Below are 25,344 nucleotides of genomic sequence, written 5' to 3' on the forward strand. Positions count from 1 at the left end.
GCCGTCGCGGAGTACAGGATGAACGACTTGGCCAAGAATCTGATGTTGTGGGTGGTCGTCGCCGTCGTGCTGATGGTGGTGTTCCAGAGTTTCAGCCCGAAGATGGGGGGTGGAACCGAGGTCGTCTATTCCCAGTTCCAGGCCGATGTGGTCAACGACAAGATCAAGTCGGTGGACATCGGCGAGGACGAGAAGACGATCGAGTTCGAGCGCAAGGACACCACCAAGGGCAAGACCGTTGCCCCGCGTCGAGACGAACGCCTGGTCGACGACCTGATCAACCACAAGGTCGAGATCAAGCAGGCGCCGCCGTCCAGCGGCTTCTCGCTGCTCGGCATCCTGATCAACATCGGTCCGTTGCTGCTCTTCATCGGCATCTGGATCTACTTCATGCGCCAGATGCAGCAGGGCGGCGGCAAGGGCGCGATGTCCTTCGGCCGTTCGCGCGCCAAGCTGCTCAACGAAGACCAGACCAAGGCCACCTTCGCGGACGTCGCCGGTTGCGACGAGGCGAAGGAAGAAGTCGCCGAGCTCGTCGAGTTCCTGCGCGACCCCGGCAAGTTCCAGAAACTCGGCGGCAAGATCCCGCGCGGCGTGCTGATGGTCGGTCCCCCGGGCACCGGCAAGACGCTGCTCGCCAAGGCGATCGCCGGCGAAGCCAAGGTGCCGTTCTTCTCGATCTCCGGTTCGGATTTCGTCGAAATGTTCGTCGGCGTCGGCGCCAGCCGCGTGCGCGACATGTTCGAGCAGGCCAAGAAGCACGCGCCGTGCATCATCTTCATCGACGAAATCGACGCGGTCGGCCGCCATCGCGGCGCCGGCCTCGGCGGTGGGCACGATGAGCGCGAGCAGACGCTCAACCAGTTGCTGGTCGAGATGGACGGTTTCGAAGGCGGCGAAGGCGTGATCGTCATCGCCGCGACCAACCGCCCCGACGTGCTCGATCCGGCGCTGCTGCGCCCGGGCCGTTTCGACCGCCAGGTCACCGTCGGCCTGCCCGACGTGAAGGGCCGCGAACAGATCCTGCGCGTGCACATGCGCCGCGTGCCGCTGGCCGACGACGTCGAAGCGATGACCATCGCGCGCGGCACGCCGGGCTTCAGCGGTGCAGATCTCGCCAACCTCGTGAACGAAGCGGCGCTGTTCGCCGCGCGCGAGAACGCGAAGGACGTGCGCATGGAGCACTTCGATCGCGCCCGCGACAAGATCCTGATGGGCACCGAGCGCCGTTCGATGGCGATGAGCGAGCAGGAAAAGACGCTCACCGCGTATCACGAAGCAGGCCACGCCATCGTCGGCCGCCTGATGCCCGAGCACGATCCGGTCTACAAGGTCACGATCATTCCGCGCGGCCGCGCGCTGGGCGTGACGATGTACCTGCCCGAAGGCGACAAGTATTCGTACAACCGCACCGCCATCGAATCGATGCTGTGCTCGCTGTACGGCGGCCGCGTCGCCGAAGAGCTGATCTTCGGCAACGACAAGGTCACCACCGGTGCGTCCAACGACATCGAACGCGCGACCAAGATGGCGCGCAACATGGCCACCAAGTGGGGCCTGTCCGACGAGTTGGGCCCGATCGCCTACGGCGAGGAAGAAGACGAGGTGTTCCTGGGCCGCTCGGTCACGCAGCACAAGAACGTCTCGGACGACACCGCGCGCAAGATCGACGAGGTCGTGCACAAGATCCTGGACAAGGCTTACGCCCGCACCAAGCAGCTCCTGACCGAGAACCTCGACAAGCTGCACGTGATGGCCAAGACGCTGCTGGAGTACGAAACCATCGACGTGCCGCAGATCGACGCGATCATGGAAGGCCGCGAACCGCCGCCGCCGATGGGGTGGACGCGCAACAACAAGGGCGAGGCGCGCCCGCTGCCGCCGATCGGCGGTCCGGCGGCGCAGACCTGAACCCGGCGCGGCCGCACCGGTACGGCAAACACGTTGATCGAAAGACAGGGCTCCCACGGGGGCCCTTGTTGTTTCCGCGGAGTTCGCATGCCCGACATCGCCGCCCGCCTGCGCACCACCATTTCGGAATTCCGGCGCCGCCGTGTGTTCCGCGTGGCCGCGGTGTACCTGATCGTCGGCTGGGTCCTGGTGCAGGTCGCCGATGCGACCTTCGAACCGCTGGGTTTCCCGGCGTGGGCCTCGCGCCTGCTGATCGTGCTGCTCGCGCTGGGTTTCGTGCTGGCCTGCGCGCTCGCGTGGATCTACGACATCCAGCCGCACGGCATCGAACGCACGCCCGCCTTGCCCGATGCCAACGCGCTCGAAGGGGAAGTGCCCGCGCGCCGCGCGAGCGACCAGCCCGCGCAAGCGGTCGAGCTTCCGCCGCCGGAGGCGTCCGTCGCGATCCTGCCCTTCTCCGACATGTCCGAGGCGGGCGACCAGGATTATTTCTGCGATGGCCTGGCCGAGGAAATCCTCAACGCGCTGGCGAAAGTGCGCGGCCTGCATGTCGCTTCGCGCACGGCCTCCTTCCGCTTCCGCGACGGCACCGCGACGCCCGCCGACATCGGCCGCGAATTGCACGTCGCGGCCATCATGGAAGGCAGCGTGCGCAAGGCCGGCGACCGCGTGCGCGTCACCGCGCAGTTGGTCAACGCATCGAACGGGTATCACCTGTGGTCGGAGAATTTCGACCGCAACCTCGCCGACATCTTCGCCATCCAGGAAGAGATCGCGCGCAACGTCGTCAACGCCGTGCGGCCCACGCTGCAGGCGCCGGTCGCCTTCGACCTGCAGAAGCGCGCCCCGCGCGACATGCGTGCCTACGAGTTCTACCTGCGCGGCCGGCAGTCCAGCGCGCGCATGACCGACGTCGGAATGAAGCAGGCGCCCTCGATGTTCCGCCGCGCGATCGAGCTCGATCCCGAATACGGGCAGGCCCATGCGGGCCTTTCCGACGCGTTGTGCGAGCTGATGCTCTGGCGCATGGTGAATCCCGACAGCGGTGCGCTCGACGAGGCGCGGCGCGCGGCGCATCGTGCGCTGGAACTGGACCCCGACCTGGCCGAAGCGCACGTCGCCAAGGGTCACTCGCTCATGATCGCCGGCGACCACGATGGCGCGACCGAAGCCTTCGAACATGCGCTCAAGCTCGACCCGGAGCTGTATGTCGCTTACTACTTCTACGCGCGCCATTGCTATACGCAGGGCAACTACGCGCGCGCCGTGGACCTGTTCGTCGCCGCGCACCGCGTGCAACCCGACGAATTCCAGGCCCTCGCGCTCGCCGTCAACGCCGCCGATGCCGCGGGCGACCAGGAGCGCAAGCAGAAACTCGCCATCGAAGGCCTCGCCTGCGCGAGCCACCAGGCGCAGATCGATCCGGAAAACGCGCGCGCCCATTACATGACCGCCGGCCTGATGCAGCACCTGCGCGTGGGCGACAACGGGCACGCGGAGATGGCCTACGCGCTGCGCATCCGCCCGAACGATTTCGACGTCCTCTACAACGGCGCGTGCTTCCACGCGCTCGACGGCGATGCCGACCGTGCGATCGAGTTGCTGGAACGCGCCGTGCAGCATGGCGAAGGCTCGCTGGCGTGGATCGAACACGACTCGGATCTGTGGTCGCTCCGCCCGTATCCGCGGTTCGAGGCGATCGTCGCGCAGTTGCGTGGCGGCGGTTGAGCCTTTAAAACCGTTCCATGTTCGATACCACCCCGCAGCTGGATTGCAACGGACGCATCGTGCGGCTCGACCGCACCCGCGTCATGGGCATCGTCAACGTCACGCCGGATTCGTTTTCGGACGGCGGCGAGCACGCGACCACGCAAGCCGCGATCGCACACGGCGTGCGCCTGGCCGGGGAGGGCGCCGACATCCTCGATGTCGGCGGCGAATCCACGCGGCCGGGCGCCGACGAGGTGCCGCTCGAGGAAGAGCTGCGCCGCGTGATCCCGGTGATCGAAGGCTTGGTGCGCGCGACGTCGGTCCCGATCAGCGTCGATACCTCCAAGCCCGAAGTGATGCGCGCGGCGGTCGCCGCGGGCGCGGGGATGATCAACGATGTGTACGCCTTGCGTCGCGACGGTGCGCTCGATGCGGCTGCATCGCTCGGTGTGCCGGTCGTGTTGATGCACATGCTCGGTGAGCCGCGCTCGATGCAGGAATCGCCGCAGTACGACGACGTCGTGGCCGACGTGCATCGCTTCCTCGCAGAGCGGATCTTCGCGGCGGAGATGGCGGGCATCGCGAAGGCGCGCATCGTGGTCGACCCGGGCTTCGGCTTCGGCAAGAACCGCGACCACAACCTGGCCCTGCTCGCGCGGCTGGAGACGATCGCCGAGCTGGGCGTGCCGGTGCTCGCGGGTCTGTCGCGCAAGAAGACCATCGGCGATCTGACCGGTCGTGCGGATCCGCACGATCGCGTCGCCGGCTCGGTTGCCGCGCACCTGGTGGCCGCGCAGCGGGGTGCGCGCCTGGTGCGCGTGCACGACGTGGCGCCCACGGTGGATGCGTTGAAGGTCTGGGCGGCCGTCCAGGCGCAGCCGGCGGTGCGGGCGCGGGAGGCGAAACCTGCGATTCGCTGGCCCGACGACGATTGATCCGATTCGCGCTGTAACCGCTTCCGACCCTTGCGTGCGCAGGCGTACGCGGCCTAGTCTCGGGCATCACCCGGTGGGGGGTCGCATGTCCATGGTCGAGGGATGACATCCGCGCACGAGCCGACGGCTTCGGTCGACGCCGCGCTGGCGCACGCCTCGCGCCTGCTGTCGACCGATCCTGCACTCGCCGGCCGCCAGGCCGAGGAAATCCTGCGCGTCGTCGATGGCCATCCGGTCGCCTTGCTGCTGCTCGGCGCATCGCACAGCGCCTGCGGCGATGCGCAGGCCGCCACGCGCATCCTCGAACCGCTGGCGCGCGAGCAACCCGCCTCGCCGGCGGTGCAACTCGAATTGGGCATCGCGCTCGGCCGTGGCGGCCGCGGCGACGAAGCGGTCGCGGCCTTGCGTCGTGCGGTCGCGCTGAAACCCGAATTGCCGCGCGCGTGGCTCGCGCTCGGCGACCACCTCTCCGCGGTCGGCGATCTGTCCGGCGCGCAGGCGGCCTACGCCACGCACCTGGTGCATTCGGTGCGCGAACCCAAACTGCTGCAGGCCGCCGCCGATCTGCAGGCCAATCGCATTCCCGAAGCCGAAGCCCGGTTGCGCGAGCACCTGCGCGCCGCGCCCACCGATGCGCCCGCGCTGCGCATGCTCGCCGAGACGCAGGCGCGCATGGGCCGCATCGACGAAGCCGAGTCCCTGCTCGCACGCTGCCTGGAACTGGTCCCGGGCTTCGACGCCGCGCGCCACCACTACGCCATGGTGCTCCATCGCGCCAACAAACCCGTCGAAGCCCTGGCCGAAGTGGATGCACTCCTCGCCAAGGATCCGGCCAACGCCGGCTATCGCAACCTGCGTGCGGTGGTGTTGTGCCGCACGGGCGACTATGAGGCTGCGCTTCCGGTCTACGAAGCGCTCGTGCGCGAATATCCGCACCAGGCGCGTTTGTGGCTCAGTTTCGGCCATGCGTTGAAGACCGCCGGCCATTCGGCGCGTGCGATCGAAGCCTATCGCGAAGCCGCGCGCATCGAACCGCGCTTCGGCGATGCGTGGTGGAGCCTGGCCAACCTCAAGACCTTCCGCTTCACGCCCGAGGATCTTGCGACGATCCGCGCGCAGCTGGCGCGCAGCGAACTCACGCCCGACGATCGCCTGCACCTGGATTTCGCGCTCGGCAAGGCGCTGGAAGACGCGGGCGAATACGCCGCCTCCTTCGAACACTATCGGCGCGGCAACACCCAACGCGTCGCGATGATCCCGTGGGCGGCGCAGGACAACACCGCGCGCGTGCGCAAGGCGATCGCCACGTACACGCCGGCGTTTCTCAGTGAACGCGCCGGCAGCGGCAGCGATGCGCGCGACCCGATCTTCATCGTCGGCATGCCGCGCGCCGGTTCGACGCTGGTCGAACAGATCCTCTCCAGCCATCCCGACGTCGAAGGGACGATGGAGTTGCCCGACCTGCTGTCGATGACCAAGGACTTGCGCCGTCGCGGCGAAGCGATGGGCGCACGGCATTACCACGACGTGCTGCCCACGCTGGACATCGCCGAGTTCCGCGCCATCGGCGAGGAATACCTCGAACGCACGCGCATCCATCGCAGGGCGGGCGCGCCGCTGTTCATCGACAAGATGCCGAACAACTTCCAGCACGTCGGCCTGATCCACCTGGCCTTGCCGAACGCGCGGATCATCGACGCGCGCCGGCATCCGCTGGCGTGCGGGTTCTCGTTGTTCAAGCAGCAATTCGCGCGCGGGCAGGACTTCAGTTTCCGCCTCGAAGACATCGGCCTGTATTACCGCGATTACGTCGCGTTGATGGCCCATTTCGACGCGGTGCTGCCCGGCCGCGTGCATCGCGTGCATTACGAAACCATGGTCGAGGACACCGAGCAGGAAGTGCGTCGCCTGCTCGATTACTGCGGCCTGCCGTTCGACCCCGCGTGCCTGCGCTTCTTCGAAAACGACCGTCCGGTGCGGACGGCGAGTTCGGAGCAGGTGCGCCAACCGATCTATCGCGAAGGCCTGGACCAGTGGCGCCATTACGCGCCGTGGCTGGGCCCGTTGGAAGAAGCCTTGGGGCCGGTGCTCGCGGCGTATCCATCGGTGCCGCCGCACCTGCTCGACTGATTGCGTTCACACCAAAGGGAGGGGAGGGGAAATGGGAATTTCGAACACGCGACGCGCACCCGCGCGCCGGCCGCTCGCGAGGCATGCACTCGCCATGGCGGTGATCATCGGCTGTCAAACAGGCATCGCCTTCGCACAGGATGCGCCGCAAACCGCGCCGGCCGACCAGGCAGCGCAAACTACGACCCCCGCGCCCGGCAAATCGAAAACCGCGACGCTGGAGACGGTGACGGTCACCGCGCAGAAGCGCGCCGAAGACCTGCAGAAGGTGCCGATCAGCATCCAGGCGATCAGCAGCGAGACGCTGGAGCAACACCAGGTCTCCAACTTCCAGGATTACGTGAAGCTGCTGCCCAGCGTCACCTTCGGCACCGCCGGCGGCGGCGTGTTCTCCGGCCCGGGCTTCCTGCAGGTGTACATGCGCGGCGTGGCCAGCGGCGGCGACGGCAACCATTCCGGTTCGCAGCCCAGCGTCGGCGTGTATCTGGACGAGCAGCCGATCACCACGATCACTGGCGCGCTCGACGTCCACATGTACGACATCGCGCGCGTCGAAGCGCTCGCCGGCCCGCAGGGCACGCTGTATGGCGCGAGCTCGCAGTCGGGCACGCTGCGCATCATCACCAACAAGCCCGATCCCTCGGGCTTCGCCGCCAGCACCGCGGCCGAAGTCAACGTGGTGCAGGACGGCGGCCTGGGCCACGTGCTCGAAGGCATGGTCAACGTGCCGATCGCGAAGAACGCCGCGGTGCGCGTGGTGGGCTGGAACCGCCATGACGCCGGTTACGTCGACAATCGCCCCGGCACGCGCGTGTTCCCGACCTCGGGCATCGTGCAGAACAACGACATCCTGGCCGACGACAACTACAACGAAGCCAGCGCCACCGGCGCGCGCGTCGCGTTGAAGTGGGACATCACCGACGATTGGTCGATCACGCCGATGCTCATGGGCCAGCGCCAGACGGCCCGCGGCAGCACCGGCTGGGATCCGAGCGTGGGCAAGCTGCAGGTCAACCACGCCTATCCCGAATCCTCGGAAGACAAGTGGAACCAGGCCTCGCTGACGGTGCAGGGCAAGATCGGCAACTTCGACATCACCTACGCCTTCGGACATCTGAATCGCAACGTCGAATCGGAAGCCGATTACAGCGACTACGGCTTCTGGTACGACACGCTGCGCGGTTACGGGTCGTACTTCTACGACGACGACGGCGCGCTGGTGAATCCTTCGCAGTACATCCAGGCGAAGGATGCGTATCGCATGACCAGCCACGAGCTGCGCATCGCCTCGCCCGGCGAGGATCGCCTGCGCTTCGTCGGCGGCCTGTTCTGGCAGCAGCACAAGCACGACATCGAACAGCGCTACAAGATCGACGGGCTGGCCACCGTGCTGTCGGTCGGCGGCTGGGAAGACACGATCTGGTTGACCGAACAGGATCGCGAAGACCAGGACGAAGCGGTGTTCGGCGAACTCACCTTCGACATCACCAAGGCATTGCACGTCACCGCCGGTGGCCGCTGGTTCCGCGCGCGCAACAGCCTGAAGGGCTATTACGGCTTCGGCATCGGCTACTCCTCGGGCGGCGATCCGCCGTATGGCGAAGGCGCGTGCGTGGCCCAATACGGGGCCGATCGCGCGAACTGGGTGCCGTACGAAGGGGCGCCCTGCCTGGTCAACGATCGCGAAGTGCGCGAGTCCGGTTCGCTCGGCCGCTTCAACGTGACCTGGGACATCAGCGATACCAAGCTGGTGTACGGCACGTATTCGGAAGGCTACCGCCCGGGCGGCATCAACCGCCGCGGTTCGGTGCCGCCGTACGTGTCGGATTACCTGAAGAACTACGAGCTGGGCTGGAAGACGATGTGGCTGGACAAGCGCCTGGCCTGGAACGGCGCGGTGTTCCACCAGAAGTGGGACGACTTCCAGTTCTCCTACCTGGGCGCGAACGGGCTGACGGAAATCCGCAACGCCGGTGCCGCCAAGATCGACGGCCTGGAAATGGAACTGCAGTGGGCCATGACCTACAACTTCATGCTCACCGGCGGCGTGGCGTTCTACGACGCGAAGTTGTCCGAGGACTACTGCGGTTACGGCGATCTTGCGGGCAACCCGATCAGCGCCTGTCCGCCGGGCTCGATCATCCCGTCGACGGGCGATATCAACACCATCGGCCCGCAGGCGGTGAAGGGCGATCGTTTGCCGATCACGCCGCGCTTCAAGGGCAACCTCACGGGCCGTTACACCTGGGACGTGGGGCAGTACGAAGCCTACGCGCAGGGTGCGCTCTTCCACGTGGGCGATCGCACGGTGGACCTGCGCGATCTCGAGCGCGGCGTGCTGGGCAACGATTTCAGCTTCACCCCGTACCAGCACCTGGATGCCTACACCACGCTGGATGTGTCGGCGGGCTTCCAGCGCGGTGCGTGGAAGCTGGACTTCTTCGTCCGCAACGTCACCAACGAGATGGGCGACCTGGCCCACTTCGCCGAGTGCAACATCGCGGTGTGCGGCGCCGAGCCGTACACGGTCAGCACCCCGCCGCGGACGTTCGGCGTGCGCTGGTCGCGCGATTTCTGATTTGAGTTCGAACCCCGCCAGCAAAGCTGGCGGGCTCCCCGGCGCACGTGCTGCCGATAGGGCAGCACGTAAACGCGCCGGCTCGCTCCCTGCAACTGCAGGGGAGGGCCGGGGTGGGGTGCAGTCGTCCCCGCGCGCCCCTACACTCCCCGCACCACAGGGGAGTCCCGCATGACCGCCAGCACGCCGCTCGTCGTCACCTTCGCCATCTACCTGCTCGCGATGGTCACCATCGGCGTGGTTGCGTGGCGCTCGACCAAGAGTTTCGACGACTACATCCTCGGCGGGCGTTCGCTGGGCAGTTACGTCACCGCGTTGTCCGCCGGTGCGTCCGACATGAGCGGTTGGTTGCTCCTCGGCCTGCCCGGTGCGCTGTACCTGGGCGGATTGTCGGAAGGCTGGATCGCCCTGGGCCTGATCCTCGGTGCGTGGGCCAACTGGAAATTCGTCGCCGGGCCGTTGCGCGTGTACACCGAGCGCACCAAGAACGCGCTCACGCTGCCCGATTACTTCACCAACCGGTTCGACGATCGCTCGCGCATCCTGCGCGTGTTGTCGGCGCTGGTGATCCTGGTCTTCTTCGCCGTGTACTGCGCCAGCGGCATCGTGGCCGGCGCGCGCCTGTTCGAAAGCGTGTTCGGCGTGCCCTACGCGCAAGCGCTGTGGTGGGGCGCGGCGGCGACGATCCTCTACACGCTCGTCGGCGGGTTCCTCGCGGTGAGCTGGACCGACACGGTGCAAGCGACGCTGATGATCTTCGCCCTGGTGCTGACGCCGGTGGTGGTCATCATCGGCACCGGTGGATTCGACGAGAGCATGACGCTGATCCGTTCGATCGATCCGGCGAAACTCGATCCGTTCAAGGGCGGCGCGATCGGCTTCGTCGGCATCGTGTCCCTGCTGGCCTGGGGCCTGGGCTATTTCGGGCAGCCGCATATCCTGGCGCGCTTCATGGCGGCCGACGACCTGCGCACGATTCCCAAGGCGCGCCGCATCGGCATGACCTGGATGGTGTTGTGCCTGTTCGGCGCGATGGCGGTGGGTTTCTTCGGCGTGGCGTATTTCGCCGGCCACCCGGGCGTGGAACCGGTGACGGCCAACCCCGAGCGCGTCTTCATCGTGTTGTCGAACCTGTTGTTCAATCCGTGGATCGCCGGCGTGCTGTTGTCGGCGATCCTCGCGGCGATCATGAGCACGCTCTCGTGCCAGTTGCTCGTGTGTTCGAGCGCGCTGACCGAAGACTTCTACAAGGGCTTCCTGCGGCCGAAGGCCACGCAGCGCGAACTGGTGTGGTTCGGCCGCGCGATGGTGCTCGCGGTGGCCTTGCTCGCCATCTGGATCGCGCGCGATCCGGACTCGCGCGTGCTCGGCCTGGTCAGCTATGCGTGGGCGGGCTTCGGCGCGGCGTTCGGGCCGGTCGTGTTGTTCTCGCTGTTCTGGTCGCGCATGACGCGCAACGGCGCGCTCGCGGGCATGATCGTCGGTGCGGTCACGGTCATCGCGTGGAAGCAGATCGCGGTGAATCAGTACGGCAGCGCCTTGTACGAAATGGTGCCGGGCTTCGCCGCGGCGTCGGTCGCCATCGTGCTCGCCAGCCTGCTCGATCGCCTGCCGGTGGAATCGGTGCGCGCCACGCACGCGCAGGTGCACGCCGCGCTGGGCGAGAACGGCTACTGAGCGATGGAAGACCGCCGCCCGCGCGCGCTCGCCATCGCGGGGCCGACGGCATCGGGGAAGACCGCGTTCGCGCTGGAATGCGCGGCGCGGTTCGACGGCGAAATCGTCAGCGTCGATTCGGCGCTGGTCTATCGCGGTCTGGAGATCGGCGCGGCCAAGCCGACGCGCGATGAGCGCGCGCGCGTGCCGCATCACCTGATCGACGTGCGCGATCCGTGGGAAACGTATTCGGCCGCCGATTTCGCACGCGATGCACGCGTGGCGATCGACGACATCCTCGCGCGCGGAAAGACGCCCATCCTCGCCGGCGGCACCGGCCTGTATTTCCATGCGTTGTTGCACGGGCTGGCGCCGATGCCCGAGGCCGATCCGATGTTGCGCGCGGCGATCGCGGACGAGGCCGCGCGCGTGGGCTGGCCGGCGATGCATGCCGAACTCGCACGCGTGGATCCGGACGCCGCGCATCGCATCCATGCCACCGATCCGCAGCGCATCCAGCGCGCGCTGGAGGTATATCGCGCGAGCGGTCGCCCGATTTCCGAATGGCAGCGCACGCATGTCGGCGACCGCCTGCCCGTGCGCGTGTTCAAGCTGGTGCTCGCGCCGCGAGAGCGCGCCGTGTTGCATGCGCGGATCGCCGCGCGGTTCGACGCGATGCTGCAGGCCGGCTTCCTCGACGAGGTGCGCGCGCTGACGGCGATGCCGGAACTCCAACGTCATCCGGCGCCGCTGGATCTTCCGGCGATCCGCGCCGTCGGCTATCGACAGGCCTGGGAATTCCTGGACGGGAAGGGCGATGCGGCCACGTTCCGCGAACGCGCCATCGCCGCCACCCGCCAACTCGCCAAGCGCCAATGGACCTGGCTGCGGGGCGAGCTCGACGCGGTCTGGCGCGATCCGGCGACCGACCAGCGCGATCTGCGCGAGCTGACCGAATCCTTCCTGGCCTGACGGCCTCCATTCCGGGACCTCCGTCATGCGCGCCGCAACCGGCTGTGCGTGTAGGATTCGGCTGTCGCCGCCGCGGGGAGTTGCGGGTCGGGCGATGCGCGGCGGTTTGCCGCGTTCGGCACACTGACAACAACAATTGGGGAAACACCCATGTCCAAGGGCCAATCTTTGCAGGATCCTTTCCTGAACGCGCTGCGCCGCGAGCGCGTCCCGGTCTCCATCTACCTGGTCAACGGCATCAAGCTCCAAGGCACGATCGAGTCCTTCGACCAGTTCGTGGTCCTGCTGCGCAACACGGTCAGCCAGATGGTCTACAAGCACGCGATCTCGACCGTCGTGCCGGCGCGCAACGTGCGCGTGGGCCCGGGCGGCGGGTACGTGCAGGCCGCCGACGGCAGCACCGAAGACACCGGCGCGGACGAGGAACAGTAAACACTGCCGTGGATTTCGCACGATGTGGTGTAAAACCCCTGCATGTTCGAACGTAGCAAGAAGGGCGAGACCGCCCTGCTGATCCAGCCGCATGCCGGTGGCCCGCCCGACGAAGGCGCCGTGGAAGAGTTCGCCGACCTGGCGCGCTCGGCCGGGGCGCGCGTGGCGCACATGCTCACCGCGCGCATCGACCGGCCCAATCCCGCCACCCTCATCGGCAGCGGCAAGCTCGAAGAGGTGAAGGCCGCGGCCGACGCGACCGGCGCCGACCTGGTGCTCGTCAACCATCCGCTGACGCCCGGGCAGGAACGCAGCCTGGAAAAAGCGCTGGAGCGACGCGTCGTCGATCGCACCGGCCTGATCCTGGACATCTTCGCCCAGCGTGCGCGCAGCCACGAAGGCAAGCTGCAGGTCGAGCTTGCGCAATTGCGCCACATGGCCACGCGCCTGGTGCGCGGGTGGACCCACCTGGAACGCCAGCGCGGTGGTTCGATCGGCCTGCGGGGCCCCGGCGAAACGCAGTTGGAAACCGACCGTCGCCTGCTGCAGAAGCGCGTCGAACAATTGCAGAAGCGCCTGGAAAAAGTGGAAGTGCAGCGCACGCAGATGCGTCGTGCGCGCGTGCGCAGCGAGCTGCCGCGCGTGGCATTGGTCGGTTACACCAACGCGGGCAAGTCGACGCTGTTCAACGCGCTCACCGGCGCCGATGCGTATGCAGCGGACCTGTTGTTCGCCACGCTCGATCCCACCGTGCGCCGCATCGCGCTGCCGGGCGGTTCGGTCGTGCTCGCCGATACGGTCGGCTTCGTGCGCGACCTGCCGCACGAATTGGTCGCCGCCTTCCGTTCGACCCTGGCCGAAGCCCGCGAAGCCGACTTGCTGCTGCACGTGATCGACGCCGCCGACCCGCTGCGCGACGAACGCATCGCGCAGGTCGACTCGGTGCTCGAAGAAATCGGCGCGGGCGAGATCCCGCAATTGCTCGTTTACAACAAGATCGATCGCATCGAAGGCGCGCAAGCGCGCCACGACCTGCCGACCGATGGCCACGACCACGCCCATCCCCGCGCCCCGCGCGAACGAGTGTGGCTCTCTGCGCGCGACCGCGACGGCCTGGACCTGCTGCGCGACGCCCTCGGCGCGCGCCTGGGCCTGCGCCGCGTTTCGGGCGAAGTGCAACTGCCCGCGGGCGCCGGGCGGCTGCGGGCGCGCCTGCACGAACTCGGGGCAGTGCTCGCCGAGCATCACGACGAACACGGCTGGACCCTGAGCCTGGACCTCGCGCAGGCCGATGCCGAGCGCATCGTGGCCCACGCCTATGGGGAACCCTTACGGCCGCTCTTGCTTGAGGGCGTCTCGGCCCCAACGTAGGTCGGGTCCGATAGAATCGGCCGGTTCGCGCGCGCAAAACGCGTGCCGGCCTCCGGCGGGGGAGTCTCCCCGCGGCCCACAGGAGCGTGCATGGCCTGGAATACCCCCGGCGGTCCGTCGAACAAGGACGGTCGCAACCCCTGGCAGAAGCGTGGCGGCGGCGGTTTCGACCGTTACCTGGAACCCCTGCGCGGCCTCTTCGGGGGCAATGGCGGCGGCATCGGCCGCTGGATCGCCGTCCTGCTGGTCCTGTGGCTGGCCTTCAACACCTTCGTGCTGGTGACCGAACAGCAGCGCGGCGTGGTGCTGCGCTTCGGCCAGTTCGCCCGCGTGCTGACGCCGGGCCCGCACTTCAAGTGGCCCTGGCCGATCGAACGCGTCACCAAGGTCGAAGCCACGCAGATCCGCACTTTCAACGAGACCGTGCCGGTGCTCACCCGCGACGAGAACATCGTGCGCGTGGAAATCAACGTGCAGTACAAGGTGTCCGACGCACGGCTGTACCTGTTCAGTACGCGCGACGCGTCCCGCGTGCTCGAGCAGGCCGCGCTCAGCACCGTGCGCGAACAGGTCGGCCGCTCCACGCTCGACACCGTGCTCGGTGCGCGCGCCAACCTGTCCTCGGCGGCCGCCAAGCGCCTGCAAACCCTGCTGGATGCCTACAACACCGGGTTGGTGGTCTCCCAGCTTTCGCTGCCCAACGCGCGTCCGCCGGATGAAGTGAAGCCGGCCTTCGACGACGTCAACAGCGCGCAGCAGGACAAGGACCGCGCGACGAGCGAAGCGGAGGCCTACGCCGCGAAGGTCGTGCCCGAAGCGCGCGGCCAGGCCGCGCAGATCCGCACCGGTGCGCAGGGCTACCGCACCGCGATCATCGCGCGCGCCACCGGCGACGCGACGCGGTTCTCGCTGCTCGTCGACCAGTACAAGGGCGCGCCGGAAGTGACGCGCAAGCGCCTGTGGCTGGAAACGCTGCAGGAAGTGTTCACGAAGAACCGCAAGATCGTCGGCGACGGCCGCCAGTTGCTGTACGTCCCGCTGGGTGCGCAGAACGCGCCTGCAGGCAACGCAACGCCGCCGGTCGTCGTCCCGATGGAATCGGTGGCGCCGGCCGTGGAAACGCTCGGCCCCGAAGGCCGCCCGACGCGTAATCCGCGCACCGGCCGCGAGGAGGAATCGCGATGAAATTCCCCATCTGGGTCCCCCTGGCCGTCGCCGCACTGCTCGCATTGCTCGGCTCGGTTTTCACCGTGCGCGAAGGCGAGGCGGCGATCGTGCTCAACCTCGGGCGCGTGGTGCGTACCGACATCGGCCCGGGCCTGCACTTCAAGTGGCCGCTGGTCGAATCCAAGCTGATCTTCGACCGTCGCCTGACCGTCCTGGACGCCGAGCCCGAGCGCTACCTGACGATCGAGCGAAAGGACATCAGCGTCGACTTCTTCGTGATCGGCCGCATCGAGGACTTGCGCACGTACTACCGCGCGACCAATGGCGACGAGTCCGCCGCCGTGGACCGCCTCAAGCCCATCATCAAGGACTCGCTGCGCAACGAGATCAACTCGCGCACGCTCTCGCAGGTGGTTTCGGGCGACCGCGCGCAGATCCTCGGCAGCCAGCTGGCCGTGATCAACCGCGGCGCCGCCTCGCTCGGCGTGCGCATCGTCGACCTGCGCATCAAGAAGATCGACCTGCCCACCGACAGCGAAGTCATCGGCAACGTCTACAGCCGCATGCGCGCCCAGCGCCAGCAGGTGGCCAGCCGCCTGCGCGCCGAGGGCGAGGAGCAGGCGCGCCAGATCCGCGCCAACGCCGACCGCGACCAGGTGGTGCTGGTGGCCGACGCCGAGCGCGATGCGCAGAAGCTGCGCGGTGAAGGCGATGCCGAGGCCGCACGTCTCTACGCCGAGGCCGCCAACCGCGACCCGGGCTTCTTCGCCTTCCAGCGCAGCCTGGAGGCCTACCGGGCCGCGTTCCGCGATGGCTCGACGGTGATCTCGCTCGACAAGGACGATCCCTTCCTGCAGTACATGAAAGACGACCGTTAAGGCGTCGTCACGAATCCGGGGTTACGGCGAGCCGCCGAATCCCGGATAATCCACAAAAGCCGGACGGGCCCACAGCCCTCCGGCTTTTTCCGTGAAAAGCGGACCGGTTAAACCAAGGAGCGAAGCCGTGGGCCAGTCAGTTGTCGTACTCGGGGCCCAGTGGGGCGATGAAGGCAAGGGCAAGATCGTCGACCTGCTGACCGAGGAAATCGGCGCCGTCGTGCGCTTCCAGGGCGGCCACAACGCTGGCCACACGCTCGTCATCAACGGCAAGAAGACGGTCCTGCACCTGATTCCGTCCGGCATCCTGCGCCCCGATGCGCTGTGCCTGATCGGCAACGGCGTGGTGCTGCATCCCGGCGCGCTGCGCAAGGAAATCGACGAACTCGAAGCCACGGGCGTCGACGTGCGTTCGCGCCTGAAGATCAGCCCCGCCACGCCGATCATCATGCCGTACCACATCGCGCTGGATCAGGCCCGCGAAAAGGCCGCCGGCGGCAAGGCCATCGGCACCACCGGCCGCGGCATCGGCCCGGCATACGAAGACAAGGTCGCGCGCCGCGGCATCCGCGTGGCCGACCTGAGCTATCCGAAGGAACTGGCGGAGAAGTTGCGCGAGACGCTCGACTACCACAACTTCGTGTTGACGCAGTATTTGAAGGTCGAACCCGTCGACTTCCAGAAGACGCTCGATGAAGCGCTCGCCTTCGGCGAATACGTCGACCCGATGAAGTCCGACGTCGCCGGCATCCTCCACGAGCTGCGCAAGCAGGGCAAGCGCGTGATGTTCGAAGGCGCGCAGGGCTCGCTGCTCGACATCGACCACGGCACGTATCCCTACGTGACCTCGTCCAACACCACCGTCGGCGGTGCGCTCGCCGGCACCGGCGTCGGCGCCGATGCGATCGACTACGTGCTCGGCATCGCGAAGGCCTACGCCACGCGCGTGGGCGGCGGCCCGTTCCCGACCGAACTCGACGACGCCGTCGGCCAGGGCATCCGCGATCGCGGCCAGGAATACGGCGCCACCACCGGCCGCCCGCGTCGTTGCGGCTGGATGGACATCGTCGCGCTCAAGCGCGCGGTGGCGATCAACGGCATCACCGGCCTGTGCATCACCAAGCTCGACATCCTCGACGGGATGGAGAAGCTGAAGATCTGCATCGCCTACGAATACCGCGGCAAGCGCACCGAATACGCGCCGCTGGATGCCGCCGGCTGGGAAGAATGCACGCCGGTCTACCTCGAGTTCCCGGGCTGGGACGAGTCCACGCACGGCATCACCGAGTGGGACAAGCTGCCGGCTGCCGCACGTGCCTACCTGCGCGCGCTGGAAGAACTCGCCGGTTGCCCGCTGGCCATCGTGTCGACCGGCCCGGACCGCGATGCGACCATCGTGTTGCAGGATCCCTTCGCGTAAGCATCGTCCTCACGGCCGGGCCCGCAGGCTCGGCCGATGGACCTCAAATCCGGTTATCCGTATTGGGCCGTCAAGAACGGCCTGATGGCGACATTCCCCGCGTTGCAGCGCGACGTGCGCTGCGACGTGGCGATCATCGGCGCGGGCATCACCGGCGCATTGATCGCACGCGTGTTCGCCGCGAGCGGATACGACACCTGCATCGTCGAACACCGCGACGTGGGCTGGGGCAGCACGGCGGCGAGTACCGCGTTGCTGCAATACGAAATCGACACCCATCTCACCGAGCTGACGAAGCGCTACGGTGAAGACGACGCCGCGCTCGCCTATCACGCATGCGTGCAGGCAGTCGACGAAGTGACCGACATCGCGCGCGAAATTCGCGACGTCGGATTCGCACGCACGCAGTCCCTGTATTACGCGAGCAAGGCCCGGCACGTGCGCGGCCTGCGCGACGAACTCCATGCACGGCGCCGAATCGGCATCGACGTGCGGTGGCTGTCGCAAGAGCGCCTGCAGGCCGACTACGGCATCGACGCACCCGGCGCCTTGCTGAGCGGACACGCCGCGCGCGTGGATCCCTATCGCATGGCCTCGCGCTTGCTGCAACGCCTCGCGGGGCGGGGGGTGGCGATCTACGACCGGACCACGGTGCGCGAACTGCATCCGACGTCGCGTCGTGTCGTGCTCGACATCGCGAACGACACCCGCATCACTGCCGACCACGTCATCGTCGCCGCCGGCTACGCCGCGCAGCAATGGATCCCGCAACGCGTGGCGGCCAATCGCAGCAGCTATGCCTTCATCAGCGATCCGCTCGACGCCGCGGGGCTGGGGCGCATCGCCGACACCGTCGTCTGGGAAACCGCGCGCCCGTATCTGTACATGCGCAGCACCGAGGATGGTCGCGTTCTCGTCGGCGGGCAGGACGATCGCATCGATATCCCGCAACGCCGCGATCGCCGCGTCGATGCCAAGGCGCGCAAGTTGGTGAAAGGCGTGCGAGCGGCGATGCCGAATCTGCCGGAACTCGTCCCCGCATTCGCCTGGGCCGGCACCTTCGCCGAAACGAAGGACGGCCTGCCGTTCTTCGGTCCGCATCCGTCGCTCGGCCCGCGTGTGCAATTCGCGATGGCCTATGGCGGCAACGGGATCACGTATTCGGTGCTGGGTGGGGCATTGTTGCGCGCGCATGTGGAGCGGCGGGCGCATCCGTTGAAGCGGTTGTTCGGGTTTGAGCGGTTGAAGGCCTGACCGACGCGCAGTTCGCGCTCGCGTCTGCAAATCCAGAAGGAAAACTCTGCGGCCTCGCCCAATGATTGCGAGATCGCCAGTCGATGCGAGATGGTCGGGCTTCATCAACGAATGAGCCAACGATGAAGTCATTGATGGTTTTTTTCGCACTGGCTTTTGCGTCGACGCTTGTCCACGCCTCCGACAGCGCCACGATTTCGCCCCAGGCCTGGGCCGCTGACGTTGCGATACGCCAGTCGCAGATCGACACGGCCCTCGCGCCGATTCGAAGCCGCGAGGACCTTCGCGCACACCTGCAGCGTGAAATGCATTCTCCCCTTCATCGCCTCGCCCCGGCGCAGCGCGAGCGGTTCCTCGCAAGCCTGGTGTTCGCGCCGGAGGGGCTCGCTTCCTACTCCTTCCTCCCCTTGGAGGCGGGCCTGAGCGTGACCGAGGTCTATCGCGTGCTGGCGTTGTTTGGCGCGCAATCGTCCATCGCGGCGATTGGTAATCTGGACCCTGCCACCGAGGCAGAGAGCGCCATGCTGGACGTCTCCGACATTTCGACAATGGCGGCGATGCCGAGCTGGGCGCACGGGATTTGCGTGGTCAACGGCGCGTCGCGCAGCTGCGCGCCCCAGTACGGCAGCAACTGCTCGCGGGCGTGCGACAAATGAGGGAACCGCAACATCGGTTCACGTTCGCCTTGTTGATGACTTGCTTCATCGCAGGCTGCGGTGGTGCTTCGACGCGTGTGGCGGAGACTTCCGATGCGACATCCGCAATGGCCGAGATCAACGCGGATCGGGAGGCGACGCTTCAAGTGAAGGCCCAGCGATTGTCGGAGGCGTGGACCCATGGGTTCGCTCCCCTGTTCGACAACCTGCAGGCTGCGTCCGACGCCAGCCTGGAAGCAGCCTTCGACGCCACGGACATGCTGCTGTTCTACGCCACGCTCGCAGGCGACGGGGCGGCGGACCGCTGGCTCGATCGACTTGCGGACATCGCGTCCGAGCTGCGCCAACGCGATGCGGGCGGGGTCGAACAAACCGCAAAAGTATTCGCGCACCTGCTGACACTTCGACGTTTCGACGAAGCGCGCGCGTTGCGCGAGGCAAATCCGGCCCTGCATGTGCTGGCGGTGCCGACACTGCGATTCGCCGAGGATTTCCAGGGCAACGCGCCTGCTGCCATGACACGGCAGGCGGATGGCGCGTGGCACGTCGAAAACATTGCACTCGCCGACGTCGGCATGGTCGCCGTCATTGGTTGCCCGACTTCGGCGAAGGCCGTCGCCGCCATCGCGAAAGACCCGCTGCTGGTGGAAAAGCTGGAGCGCGTGGGTGTGGTTTGGCTGGCAGATGCTTCGGCGATGTCTGCCGCAGCGGGATGGAATGCCGCGTTACCGGATCAGCCGATGCGGGTGGCGTGGCGTAATGGCGCCTGGCCGGGCATCGCGTTCGACTCGATGCCTGCCTTCTTCTTTCTTCAGGAAGGTCGCGTGGTGGCGTACGACAGGCAAGGGTGGGGAGACGGTCCGATGCAGTCGAGCTTGCATGCTTCGCTGGATCGACTGCATTAGGCGTGCTTCACTCCCAGCTCCGGCACTGGCTGCTTCCATGACCACATGGCTCGAAGCAAACGCTCCCCCGAAGACTTCGTCCGCGTCCGCGGCGCGCGCGAACACAACCTCAAGGACATCGACGTCGACGTGCCGCGCGATGCGCTCGTCGTGTTCTCCGGTGTCTCGGGGTCCGGCAAATCGTCGCTCGCGTTCGGGACGTTGTATGCCGAAGCGCAGCGGCGCTATTTCGAATCGGTCAATCCCTACGCGCGGCGGCTGATCGACCAGGTCGGCATTCCCGACGTCGACAGCATCGAAGGGCTGCCGCCGGCGGTCGCGTTGCAGCAGCAGCGCGGGACGCCGAGCGTGCGATCGTCCGTCGGCAGCGTCACGACTTTGTCGAGCCTGGTGCGCATGTTGTACTCGCGCGCCGGCGACTATCCGGCGAAGCAGCCGATGTTGTATGCCGAGGACTTCTCGCCGAACACGGCGCAGGGCGCGTGCCCCGAGTGCCATGGCCTCGGCAACGTCTACGCGGTGACCGAGGCGTCGATGGTCCCCGATCCCTCGCTCACCATCCGCGAGAAGGCGATCGCCGCGTGGCCGCCCGCGTGGCACGGGCAGAACCTGCGCGACATCCTGGTGACGCTCGGCTACGACGTCGACACCCCATGGCGCGATCTGCCGAAGAAAGACCGCGACTGGATCCTGTTCACCGAAGAGCAACCCGTCGCGCCGGTCTATCCCGGCTTCACGCCGAAGGAAACGCGCGCCGCCGTGCGCCGCAAGGAGGAGCCCGCCTACATGGGCACCTTCATGGGCGCGCGTAAATACGTGCGGCACACCTTCGCGACGACGCAGAGCGCGACGATGAAGAAGCGCGTCGCGCGCTTCATGGTCGGCAGCGTGTGCCCGGTGTGCGAAGGAAAGCGCTTGAAGCGCGAGGCGCTGTCGGTGAAGTTCGCCGGGCTGGATATCGCCGAACTCACCGCGCTGTCGCTCGACCGCATGGCCGACGCACTGAAGCCGGCGGTGAAGGGCGTGGCGCGCCTGTCGGAAGAAAAGCGCATCGCTGCGCAGCGCCTCGCCGAAGATCTCGTCGATCGCATCGGCACGCTGCAGGCGCTCGGGCTGGGTTACCTCGCGATGGATCGCACGACGCCGACCTTGTCGCCTGGCGAGTTGCAACGCCTGCGCCTGGCGACGCAGATCCGCTCGCATCTGTTCGGCGTGGTGTATGTGCTCGACGAACCCTCGGCCGGCCTGCATCCGGCGGACAGCGAAGCCCTGCACAAGGCGCTCGACCAGTTGCGCGCGGCGGGCAACACGATCTTCGTCGTCGAACACGACCTCGACATGATGCGTCGCGCCGATTGGCTCATCGACGTCGGGCCGGATGCCGGGCAGCACGGTGGCCAGATTCTCTACAGCGGTCCGCCTGAAGGCCTCGCGCAGATCAAGGCGTCGCACACGCGGCGGTATCTGTTCGGCGAAGCGATTCCCGTGCATCGCGATCGCCGCGCGCCGCAAGCCTGGCTCGAACTCGCGCATGTTTCGCGCAACAACCTGCATGCGCTGGATGCACGCTTCCCGTTGGGCGTGTTCACCGCGGTCACCGGCATTTCCGGTTCCGGCAAATCCAGCCTGGTCAGTCAGGCGCTGGTCGACCTCATCGCCGCCCACCTGGGCACCGCACCCGAAGCGGAGGAAGAGGAAAGCGAAGTGCCCACCGTCGTGCAGCAAACGACAGGTCGCATTGCTTCGGGCGCCGAGGCGATCCGGCGTTTGGTCAACGTCGACCAGAAGCCCATCGGCCGCACGCCGCGCTCGAACCTCGCCACCTACACCGGTTTGTTCGACCACGTGCGCAAATTGTTCGCCGCGACGAAGGCCGCGAAGGCGCGCAAATACGACGCCGGCCAATTTTCCTTCAACGTCGCCAAGGGCCGTTGCCCGACGTGCGAAGGCGAAGGCTTCGTCAGCGTCGAATTGCTGTTCATGCCCAGCGTCTTCGCGCCGTGCCCGACCTGCCACGGCGCGCGCTACGACAAGAAAACGCTGGAGATCCAGTGGCAGGGGAAGAACATCGCGCAAGTCCTGCACATGACGGTCGACGAAGCGCTCGCCTTCTTCAAGGACGAATCGCACCTGCACAAACCGCTCGCGCTGCTGCACGACATCGGCCTGGGTTACCTGCGCCTCGGGCAACCGGCGACCGAGCTCTCCGGCGGCGAAGCGCAACGCATCAAACTGGCGACCGAACTGCAACGCAGCCAGCGCGGCGACACGCTGTACGTACTCGACGAACCGACGACGGGCCTGCATCCGGCCGACGTCGATCGGCTGATGCGACAACTGCACGGGCTCGTCGATGCGGGCAATACCGTCATCGTCGTCGAGCATGAAATGCGCGTGGTCGCCGACGCCGATTGGGTCGTCGACGTGGGCCCGGGGGCAGGGGAGGCGGGGGGGCGGATTGTCGCGACGGGGACGCCGGAGGTGGTGGCGAAGGCCAAACGCAGCCGGACTGCCCCCTACCTTGCACACGCACTCGAGCCCCTAATTGCGAGGTAACAAGGACTTACGGATCAAGGTCGCGTGAAACATGACTTCCGGCGGTGGGGCCGATCCGTCCGCCCCTTCACCATCGACCTGTTCCGCCCGCAGGGGGCGGATTCCCGAATCCCCAAGGATCCACGCATGCGTCGTCTTCTCGTTTCCGCCATCGCGATCGCCCTGGCCGGCGCCACCCTCGACGCCGCCGCGCAAACCGCCGCGCCTCCCCACGTCGCACCGCCCGTCACCGACGCGACCACGCAGCTCCCGCGCAACGTGCGTCCGACCAACTACACCATCGCCATCGTGCCGCACGCGGAGAAGATGACCTTCGACGGCAAGATCTCCATCGCCGTCGAGGTGCTGGAACCCACCGACAAGATCGTGCTCAACGCGGTCGACATGACCTTCGCCAATTCGGTCCTGAATCCGCGCAACGGTAAGGTGCAGAAGCCCAAGGTCAGCATCGACGCCGCGTCGCAGACCGCGACCTTCACCTTCGACAAGCCGCTGCCCGCCGGGCAGTACCTGCTGTCGACCGATTACACCGGCAAGATCGGCACGCAGGCCAACGGCCTGTTCGCGATCGACTACGAAAACAAGGACGGCAAGCAGCGCGCGCTGTACACGCAGTTCGAAGCCTCCGACGCGCGCAAGTTCATCCCGTCCTTCGACGAGCCCAACCACAAGGCGGTGTTCGACCTGAGCGCCGACGTGCCGGCCAAGCAGATGGCCGTGAGCAACATGCCCATCGCCGAATCCAAGGACCTGGGCAACGGTCTGAAGCGCGTGAAGTTCCAGACGTCGCCGAAGATGTCGACCTACCTGCTGTTCTTCGGCGTGGGCGATTTCGACCGCGCCACGAAGATGCAGGGCGTCACCGAACTGGGCGTGGTCACCCAGCGCGGCGTGTCGGACCAGGCGAAGTTCGCGCTGGATTCGGCGGCCGACGTGCTCAAGGAATACAACGACTACTTCGCCACGCCCTATCCGCTGCCCAAGCTCGACAACGTCGCTTCGCCGGGCCGCAGCCAGTTCTTCGGCGCGATGGAAAACTGGGGCGCGATCTACACCTTCGAATACGCGCTGCTGCTCGATCCCTCGATCTCCACGCAGTCCGACAAGCAGGGCGTGTTCTCGATCGCCGCGCATGAAATGGCGCACCAGTGGTTCGGCGACCTGGTCACGATGAGCTGGTGGGACGACCTGTGGCTCAACGAAGGCTTCGCCACGTGGATGGCCGCGCGCACCACGCAGAAGCTGCATCCGGAATGGAACACGGTGCTCGGCAAGGTCGGGCAGCGTGAAGCGGCGATGGGCCTGGACTCGGTGGCCACCACGCACCCGGTCGTGCAGAAGGTCGAAACCGTCGAACAGGCCGCGCAGGCCTTCGACTCGATCACCTACCAGAAGGGCAGCGCCGTGATCGGCATGCTCGAAGGCTACGTCGGCGGCGATGCATGGCGCGACGGCGTGCGTGCGTACATGAAGACGCACGCCTACGGCAACACCAAGTCCGACGATCTCTGGAACGCGGTGCAGACCGCCTCGGGCGTGCCGATCGTCGACATCGCGCACGACTTCACGTTGCAGCCGGGTATTCCGCTGATCCGCGTGGAATCGGCCACGTGCAAGGCCGGCAAGACCACGCTGCAACTCAAGCAGGGCGAGTTCACCAAGGATCGCGCCGACAAGCAGCCGCTGACCTGGCGCGTGCCGGTGATCGCGCAGAGCATCGGCGGTCAGCCGGTGCGCACGCTCGTGCAGGGCGGCGCGGCCTCGCTGGAAGTGCCCGGTTGCGGCCCGGTCGTCGTCAACGCGGGGCAGAGCGGTTACTACCGCACGCTGTACACGCCGCAGCAGTTCGCGCAGTTGCGCGACGGCTTCACCAAGCTCGCGCCGATCGACCAGCTCGGCGTGATGAACGACGTGTGGTCGCTCGGCATGGCCGGCCTGCAGTCCTCGTCCGATTTCCTGGACCTGGCGATGCGCGTCCCGGCCGATGCCGACCCGCAGATCTGGGGCGATGTCGCCGACAGCCTGGCCTCGCTCGACCGCTATTACGCGGGCGATGCGCAGCGCCAGGCGCGTTACCGCAAGTTCGCGATCAAGACTTTGCGCCCGGTGATGGAACGCGTGGGTTGGGAAGCGAAGGCGGGCGAGTCCGACCCGGTCGCGATCCTGCGCACCGATTTGATCGGCACGCTGTCGCAGCTGGGCGACGAGCAGGTCGTGAATGAAGCGCGTCGTCGTTTCGCCGCATCGGAAAGCGATCCGAACGCGATGCCGGCGCCGCTGCGTCGCACGATCCTCGGCGTCGTCGCCGCACACGCCGATGCCGCGACCTGGGACAAGCTGCACGCGATGGCGAAGGCCGAAAAGACGCCGCTCGTGCGCGACCAGCTGTACACGATGCTCTCCATCGCGCAGGACCCGGCGATTTCGCAGCGCGCGCTGGACCTGGCGCTCACCGACGAACCGGGCGAGACCAACAGCGCCGGCATGATCAGCGCGGTCTCGCGCGAGCACCCCGACCAGGCCTTCGACTTCGCCATGGCGCACCAGGCCGAAGTCGGCAAGCGCGTGGATTCGACCTCGTCGAGCCGCTACTACCCGGGCCTGGCGAGTTCCTCGCTGGATCCGGCGATGGTCGGCAAGCTGCGTGCGTACGCCGACAAGAACATCGCGGCCAGCTCGCGTCGCCCGACGGACACGGCGATCGCGAACATCGAGTACCGCATGAAGATCCGCACCGAACGCCTGGCGCAGATCGACGCGTGGCTGGGGAAGAACGGCGGCTGATCCCAGCGCGGTAACGGGAATCCGGGAGC

At 67.1% G+C, this 25,344-nt stretch carries 17 protein-coding genes; all 17 read left to right on the forward strand.

Going from position 1 to position 25,344, the window contains the following annotated elements:
• The first annotated feature begins 18 nt into the window (after positions 1-18).
• The 17 genes from ftsH (at position 19) to AB4059_RS12130 (ending at position 25,315) form a co-directional block, all read left to right on the forward strand.
• Positions 19-1,911, forward strand: a complete 1,893-nt coding sequence (gene ftsH, locus AB4059_RS12050) for an ATP-dependent zinc metalloprotease FtsH (RefSeq protein ID WP_498979223.1) — start codon at positions 19-21, stop codon at positions 1,909-1,911.
• A gap of 87 nt (positions 1,912-1,998) precedes the next feature.
• On the forward strand, positions 1,999-3,639 hold the full coding sequence (locus tag AB4059_RS12055) for a TPR end-of-group domain-containing protein (RefSeq protein WP_498979225.1): 1,641 nt from the start codon (positions 1,999-2,001) through the stop codon (positions 3,637-3,639).
• 17 nt (positions 3,640-3,656) lie between these two features.
• On the forward strand, positions 3,657-4,556 hold the full coding sequence (gene folP / locus AB4059_RS12060; protein WP_498979226.1) for a dihydropteroate synthase: 900 nt from the start codon (positions 3,657-3,659) through the stop codon (positions 4,554-4,556).
• 102 nt (positions 4,557-4,658) lie between these two features.
• The gene (locus AB4059_RS12065) at positions 4,659-6,686 is read left to right on the forward strand and encodes a tetratricopeptide repeat-containing sulfotransferase family protein (RefSeq protein WP_498979227.1); all 2,028 of its coding nucleotides are present in this window, start codon (positions 4,659-4,661) and stop codon (positions 6,684-6,686) included.
• Positions 6,687-6,780: 94 nt separating this feature from the next.
• Positions 6,781-9,264: a TonB-dependent receptor gene (locus tag AB4059_RS12070; RefSeq protein ID WP_498979228.1), complete on the forward strand. Its 2,484-nt coding sequence runs from the start codon at positions 6,781-6,783 to the stop codon at positions 9,262-9,264.
• Between the two features lie 171 nt (positions 9,265-9,435).
• Positions 9,436-10,941: a sodium/proline symporter PutP gene (gene putP, locus AB4059_RS12075; protein WP_498979229.1), complete on the forward strand. Its 1,506-nt coding sequence runs from the start codon at positions 9,436-9,438 to the stop codon at positions 10,939-10,941.
• Positions 10,942-10,944: 3 nt separating this feature from the next.
• Positions 10,945-11,892, forward strand: a complete 948-nt coding sequence (miaA, locus tag AB4059_RS12080) for a tRNA (adenosine(37)-N6)-dimethylallyltransferase MiaA (protein ID WP_498979230.1) — start codon at positions 10,945-10,947, stop codon at positions 11,890-11,892.
• 150 nt (positions 11,893-12,042) lie between these two features.
• Positions 12,043-12,324 carry an RNA chaperone Hfq gene (gene hfq, locus AB4059_RS12085; RefSeq protein ID WP_498964427.1) on the forward strand — a complete coding sequence of 94 codons (282 nt, stop codon included), beginning with the start codon at positions 12,043-12,045 and terminating at the stop codon, positions 12,322-12,324.
• A gap of 42 nt (positions 12,325-12,366) precedes the next feature.
• Entirely contained in the window at positions 12,367-13,695 is a 1,329-nt protein-coding gene (gene hflX, locus AB4059_RS12090) for a ribosome rescue GTPase HflX (RefSeq protein ID WP_498979231.1), read from the forward strand.
• A 90-nt stretch (positions 13,696-13,785) separates the two neighbouring features.
• On the forward strand, positions 13,786-14,880 hold the full coding sequence (gene hflK, locus AB4059_RS12095) for an FtsH protease activity modulator HflK (RefSeq protein WP_498979232.1): 1,095 nt from the start codon (positions 13,786-13,788) through the stop codon (positions 14,878-14,880).
• Positions 14,877-15,740, forward strand: a complete 864-nt coding sequence (gene hflC / locus AB4059_RS12100) for a protease modulator HflC (RefSeq protein ID WP_498979233.1) — start codon at positions 14,877-14,879, stop codon at positions 15,738-15,740. Before hflK ends, hflC begins: the two co-directional genes overlap by 4 nt.
• A gap of 127 nt (positions 15,741-15,867) precedes the next feature.
• Entirely contained in the window at positions 15,868-17,160 is a 1,293-nt protein-coding gene (locus AB4059_RS12105) for an adenylosuccinate synthase (RefSeq protein ID WP_498979234.1), read from the forward strand.
• Positions 17,161-17,196: 36 nt separating this feature from the next.
• On the forward strand, positions 17,197-18,414 hold the full coding sequence (locus AB4059_RS12110) for an NAD(P)/FAD-dependent oxidoreductase (RefSeq protein ID WP_498979235.1): 1,218 nt from the start codon (positions 17,197-17,199) through the stop codon (positions 18,412-18,414).
• A gap of 122 nt (positions 18,415-18,536) precedes the next feature.
• Positions 18,537-19,070: a hypothetical protein gene (locus AB4059_RS12115; protein WP_498979236.1), complete on the forward strand. Its 534-nt coding sequence runs from the start codon at positions 18,537-18,539 to the stop codon at positions 19,068-19,070.
• A gap of 107 nt (positions 19,071-19,177) precedes the next feature.
• On the forward strand, positions 19,178-19,975 hold the full coding sequence (locus AB4059_RS12120) for a hypothetical protein (RefSeq protein WP_498979237.1): 798 nt from the start codon (positions 19,178-19,180) through the stop codon (positions 19,973-19,975).
• Between the two features lie 45 nt (positions 19,976-20,020).
• Positions 20,021-22,531: an excinuclease ABC subunit UvrA gene (uvrA, locus tag AB4059_RS12125; RefSeq protein ID WP_498979238.1), complete on the forward strand. Its 2,511-nt coding sequence runs from the start codon at positions 20,021-20,023 to the stop codon at positions 22,529-22,531.
• Positions 22,532-22,657: 126 nt separating this feature from the next.
• Positions 22,658-25,315: a M1 family metallopeptidase gene (locus AB4059_RS12130; RefSeq protein ID WP_498979239.1), complete on the forward strand. Its 2,658-nt coding sequence runs from the start codon at positions 22,658-22,660 to the stop codon at positions 25,313-25,315.
• Positions 25,316-25,344: the final 29 nt, after the last annotated feature.

It is taken from the genome of Lysobacter sp. 2RAF19 (assembly GCF_052115395.1).
Classification (GTDB): domain Bacteria; phylum Pseudomonadota; class Gammaproteobacteria; order Xanthomonadales; family Xanthomonadaceae; genus Noviluteimonas.

Bases quoted from the DNA above. Each gene is read 5' to 3' on its own strand.
- uvrA (WP_498979238.1), top strand. From the start codon at position 20,021: ATGGCTCGAAGCAAACGCTCCCCCGAAGACTTCGTCCGCGTCCGCGGC.
- hflC (WP_498979233.1), top strand. From the start codon at position 14,877: ATGAAATTCCCCATCTGGGTCCCCCTGGCCGTCGCCGCACTGCTCGCA.
- AB4059_RS12120 (WP_498979237.1), top strand. From the start codon at position 19,178: ATGGCCGAGATCAACGCGGATCGGGAGGCGACGCTTCAAGTGAAGGCC.
- AB4059_RS12115 (WP_498979236.1), top strand. From the start codon at position 18,537: ATGAAGTCATTGATGGTTTTTTTCGCACTGGCTTTTGCGTCGACGCTT.
- AB4059_RS12130 (WP_498979239.1), top strand. From the start codon at position 22,658: ATGCGTCGTCTTCTCGTTTCCGCCATCGCGATCGCCCTGGCCGGCGCC.
- AB4059_RS12065 (WP_498979227.1), top strand. From the start codon at position 4,659: ATGACATCCGCGCACGAGCCGACGGCTTCGGTCGACGCCGCGCTGGCG.
- ftsH (WP_498979223.1), top strand. From the start codon at position 19: ATGAACGACTTGGCCAAGAATCTGATGTTGTGGGTGGTCGTCGCCGTC.
- AB4059_RS12055 (WP_498979225.1), top strand. From the start codon at position 1,999: ATGCCCGACATCGCCGCCCGCCTGCGCACCACCATTTCGGAATTCCGG.
- hflK (WP_498979232.1), top strand. From the start codon at position 13,786: ATGGCCTGGAATACCCCCGGCGGTCCGTCGAACAAGGACGGTCGCAAC.
- AB4059_RS12110 (WP_498979235.1), top strand. From the start codon at position 17,197: ATGGACCTCAAATCCGGTTATCCGTATTGGGCCGTCAAGAACGGCCTG.
- miaA (WP_498979230.1), top strand. From the start codon at position 10,945: ATGGAAGACCGCCGCCCGCGCGCGCTCGCCATCGCGGGGCCGACGGCA.
- AB4059_RS12070 (WP_498979228.1), top strand. From the start codon at position 6,781: ATGGCGGTGATCATCGGCTGTCAAACAGGCATCGCCTTCGCACAGGAT.
- hflX (WP_498979231.1), top strand. From the start codon at position 12,367: ATGTTCGAACGTAGCAAGAAGGGCGAGACCGCCCTGCTGATCCAGCCG.
- putP (WP_498979229.1), top strand. From the start codon at position 9,436: ATGACCGCCAGCACGCCGCTCGTCGTCACCTTCGCCATCTACCTGCTC.
- folP (WP_498979226.1), top strand. From the start codon at position 3,657: ATGTTCGATACCACCCCGCAGCTGGATTGCAACGGACGCATCGTGCGG.
- hfq (WP_498964427.1), top strand. From the start codon at position 12,043: ATGTCCAAGGGCCAATCTTTGCAGGATCCTTTCCTGAACGCGCTGCGC.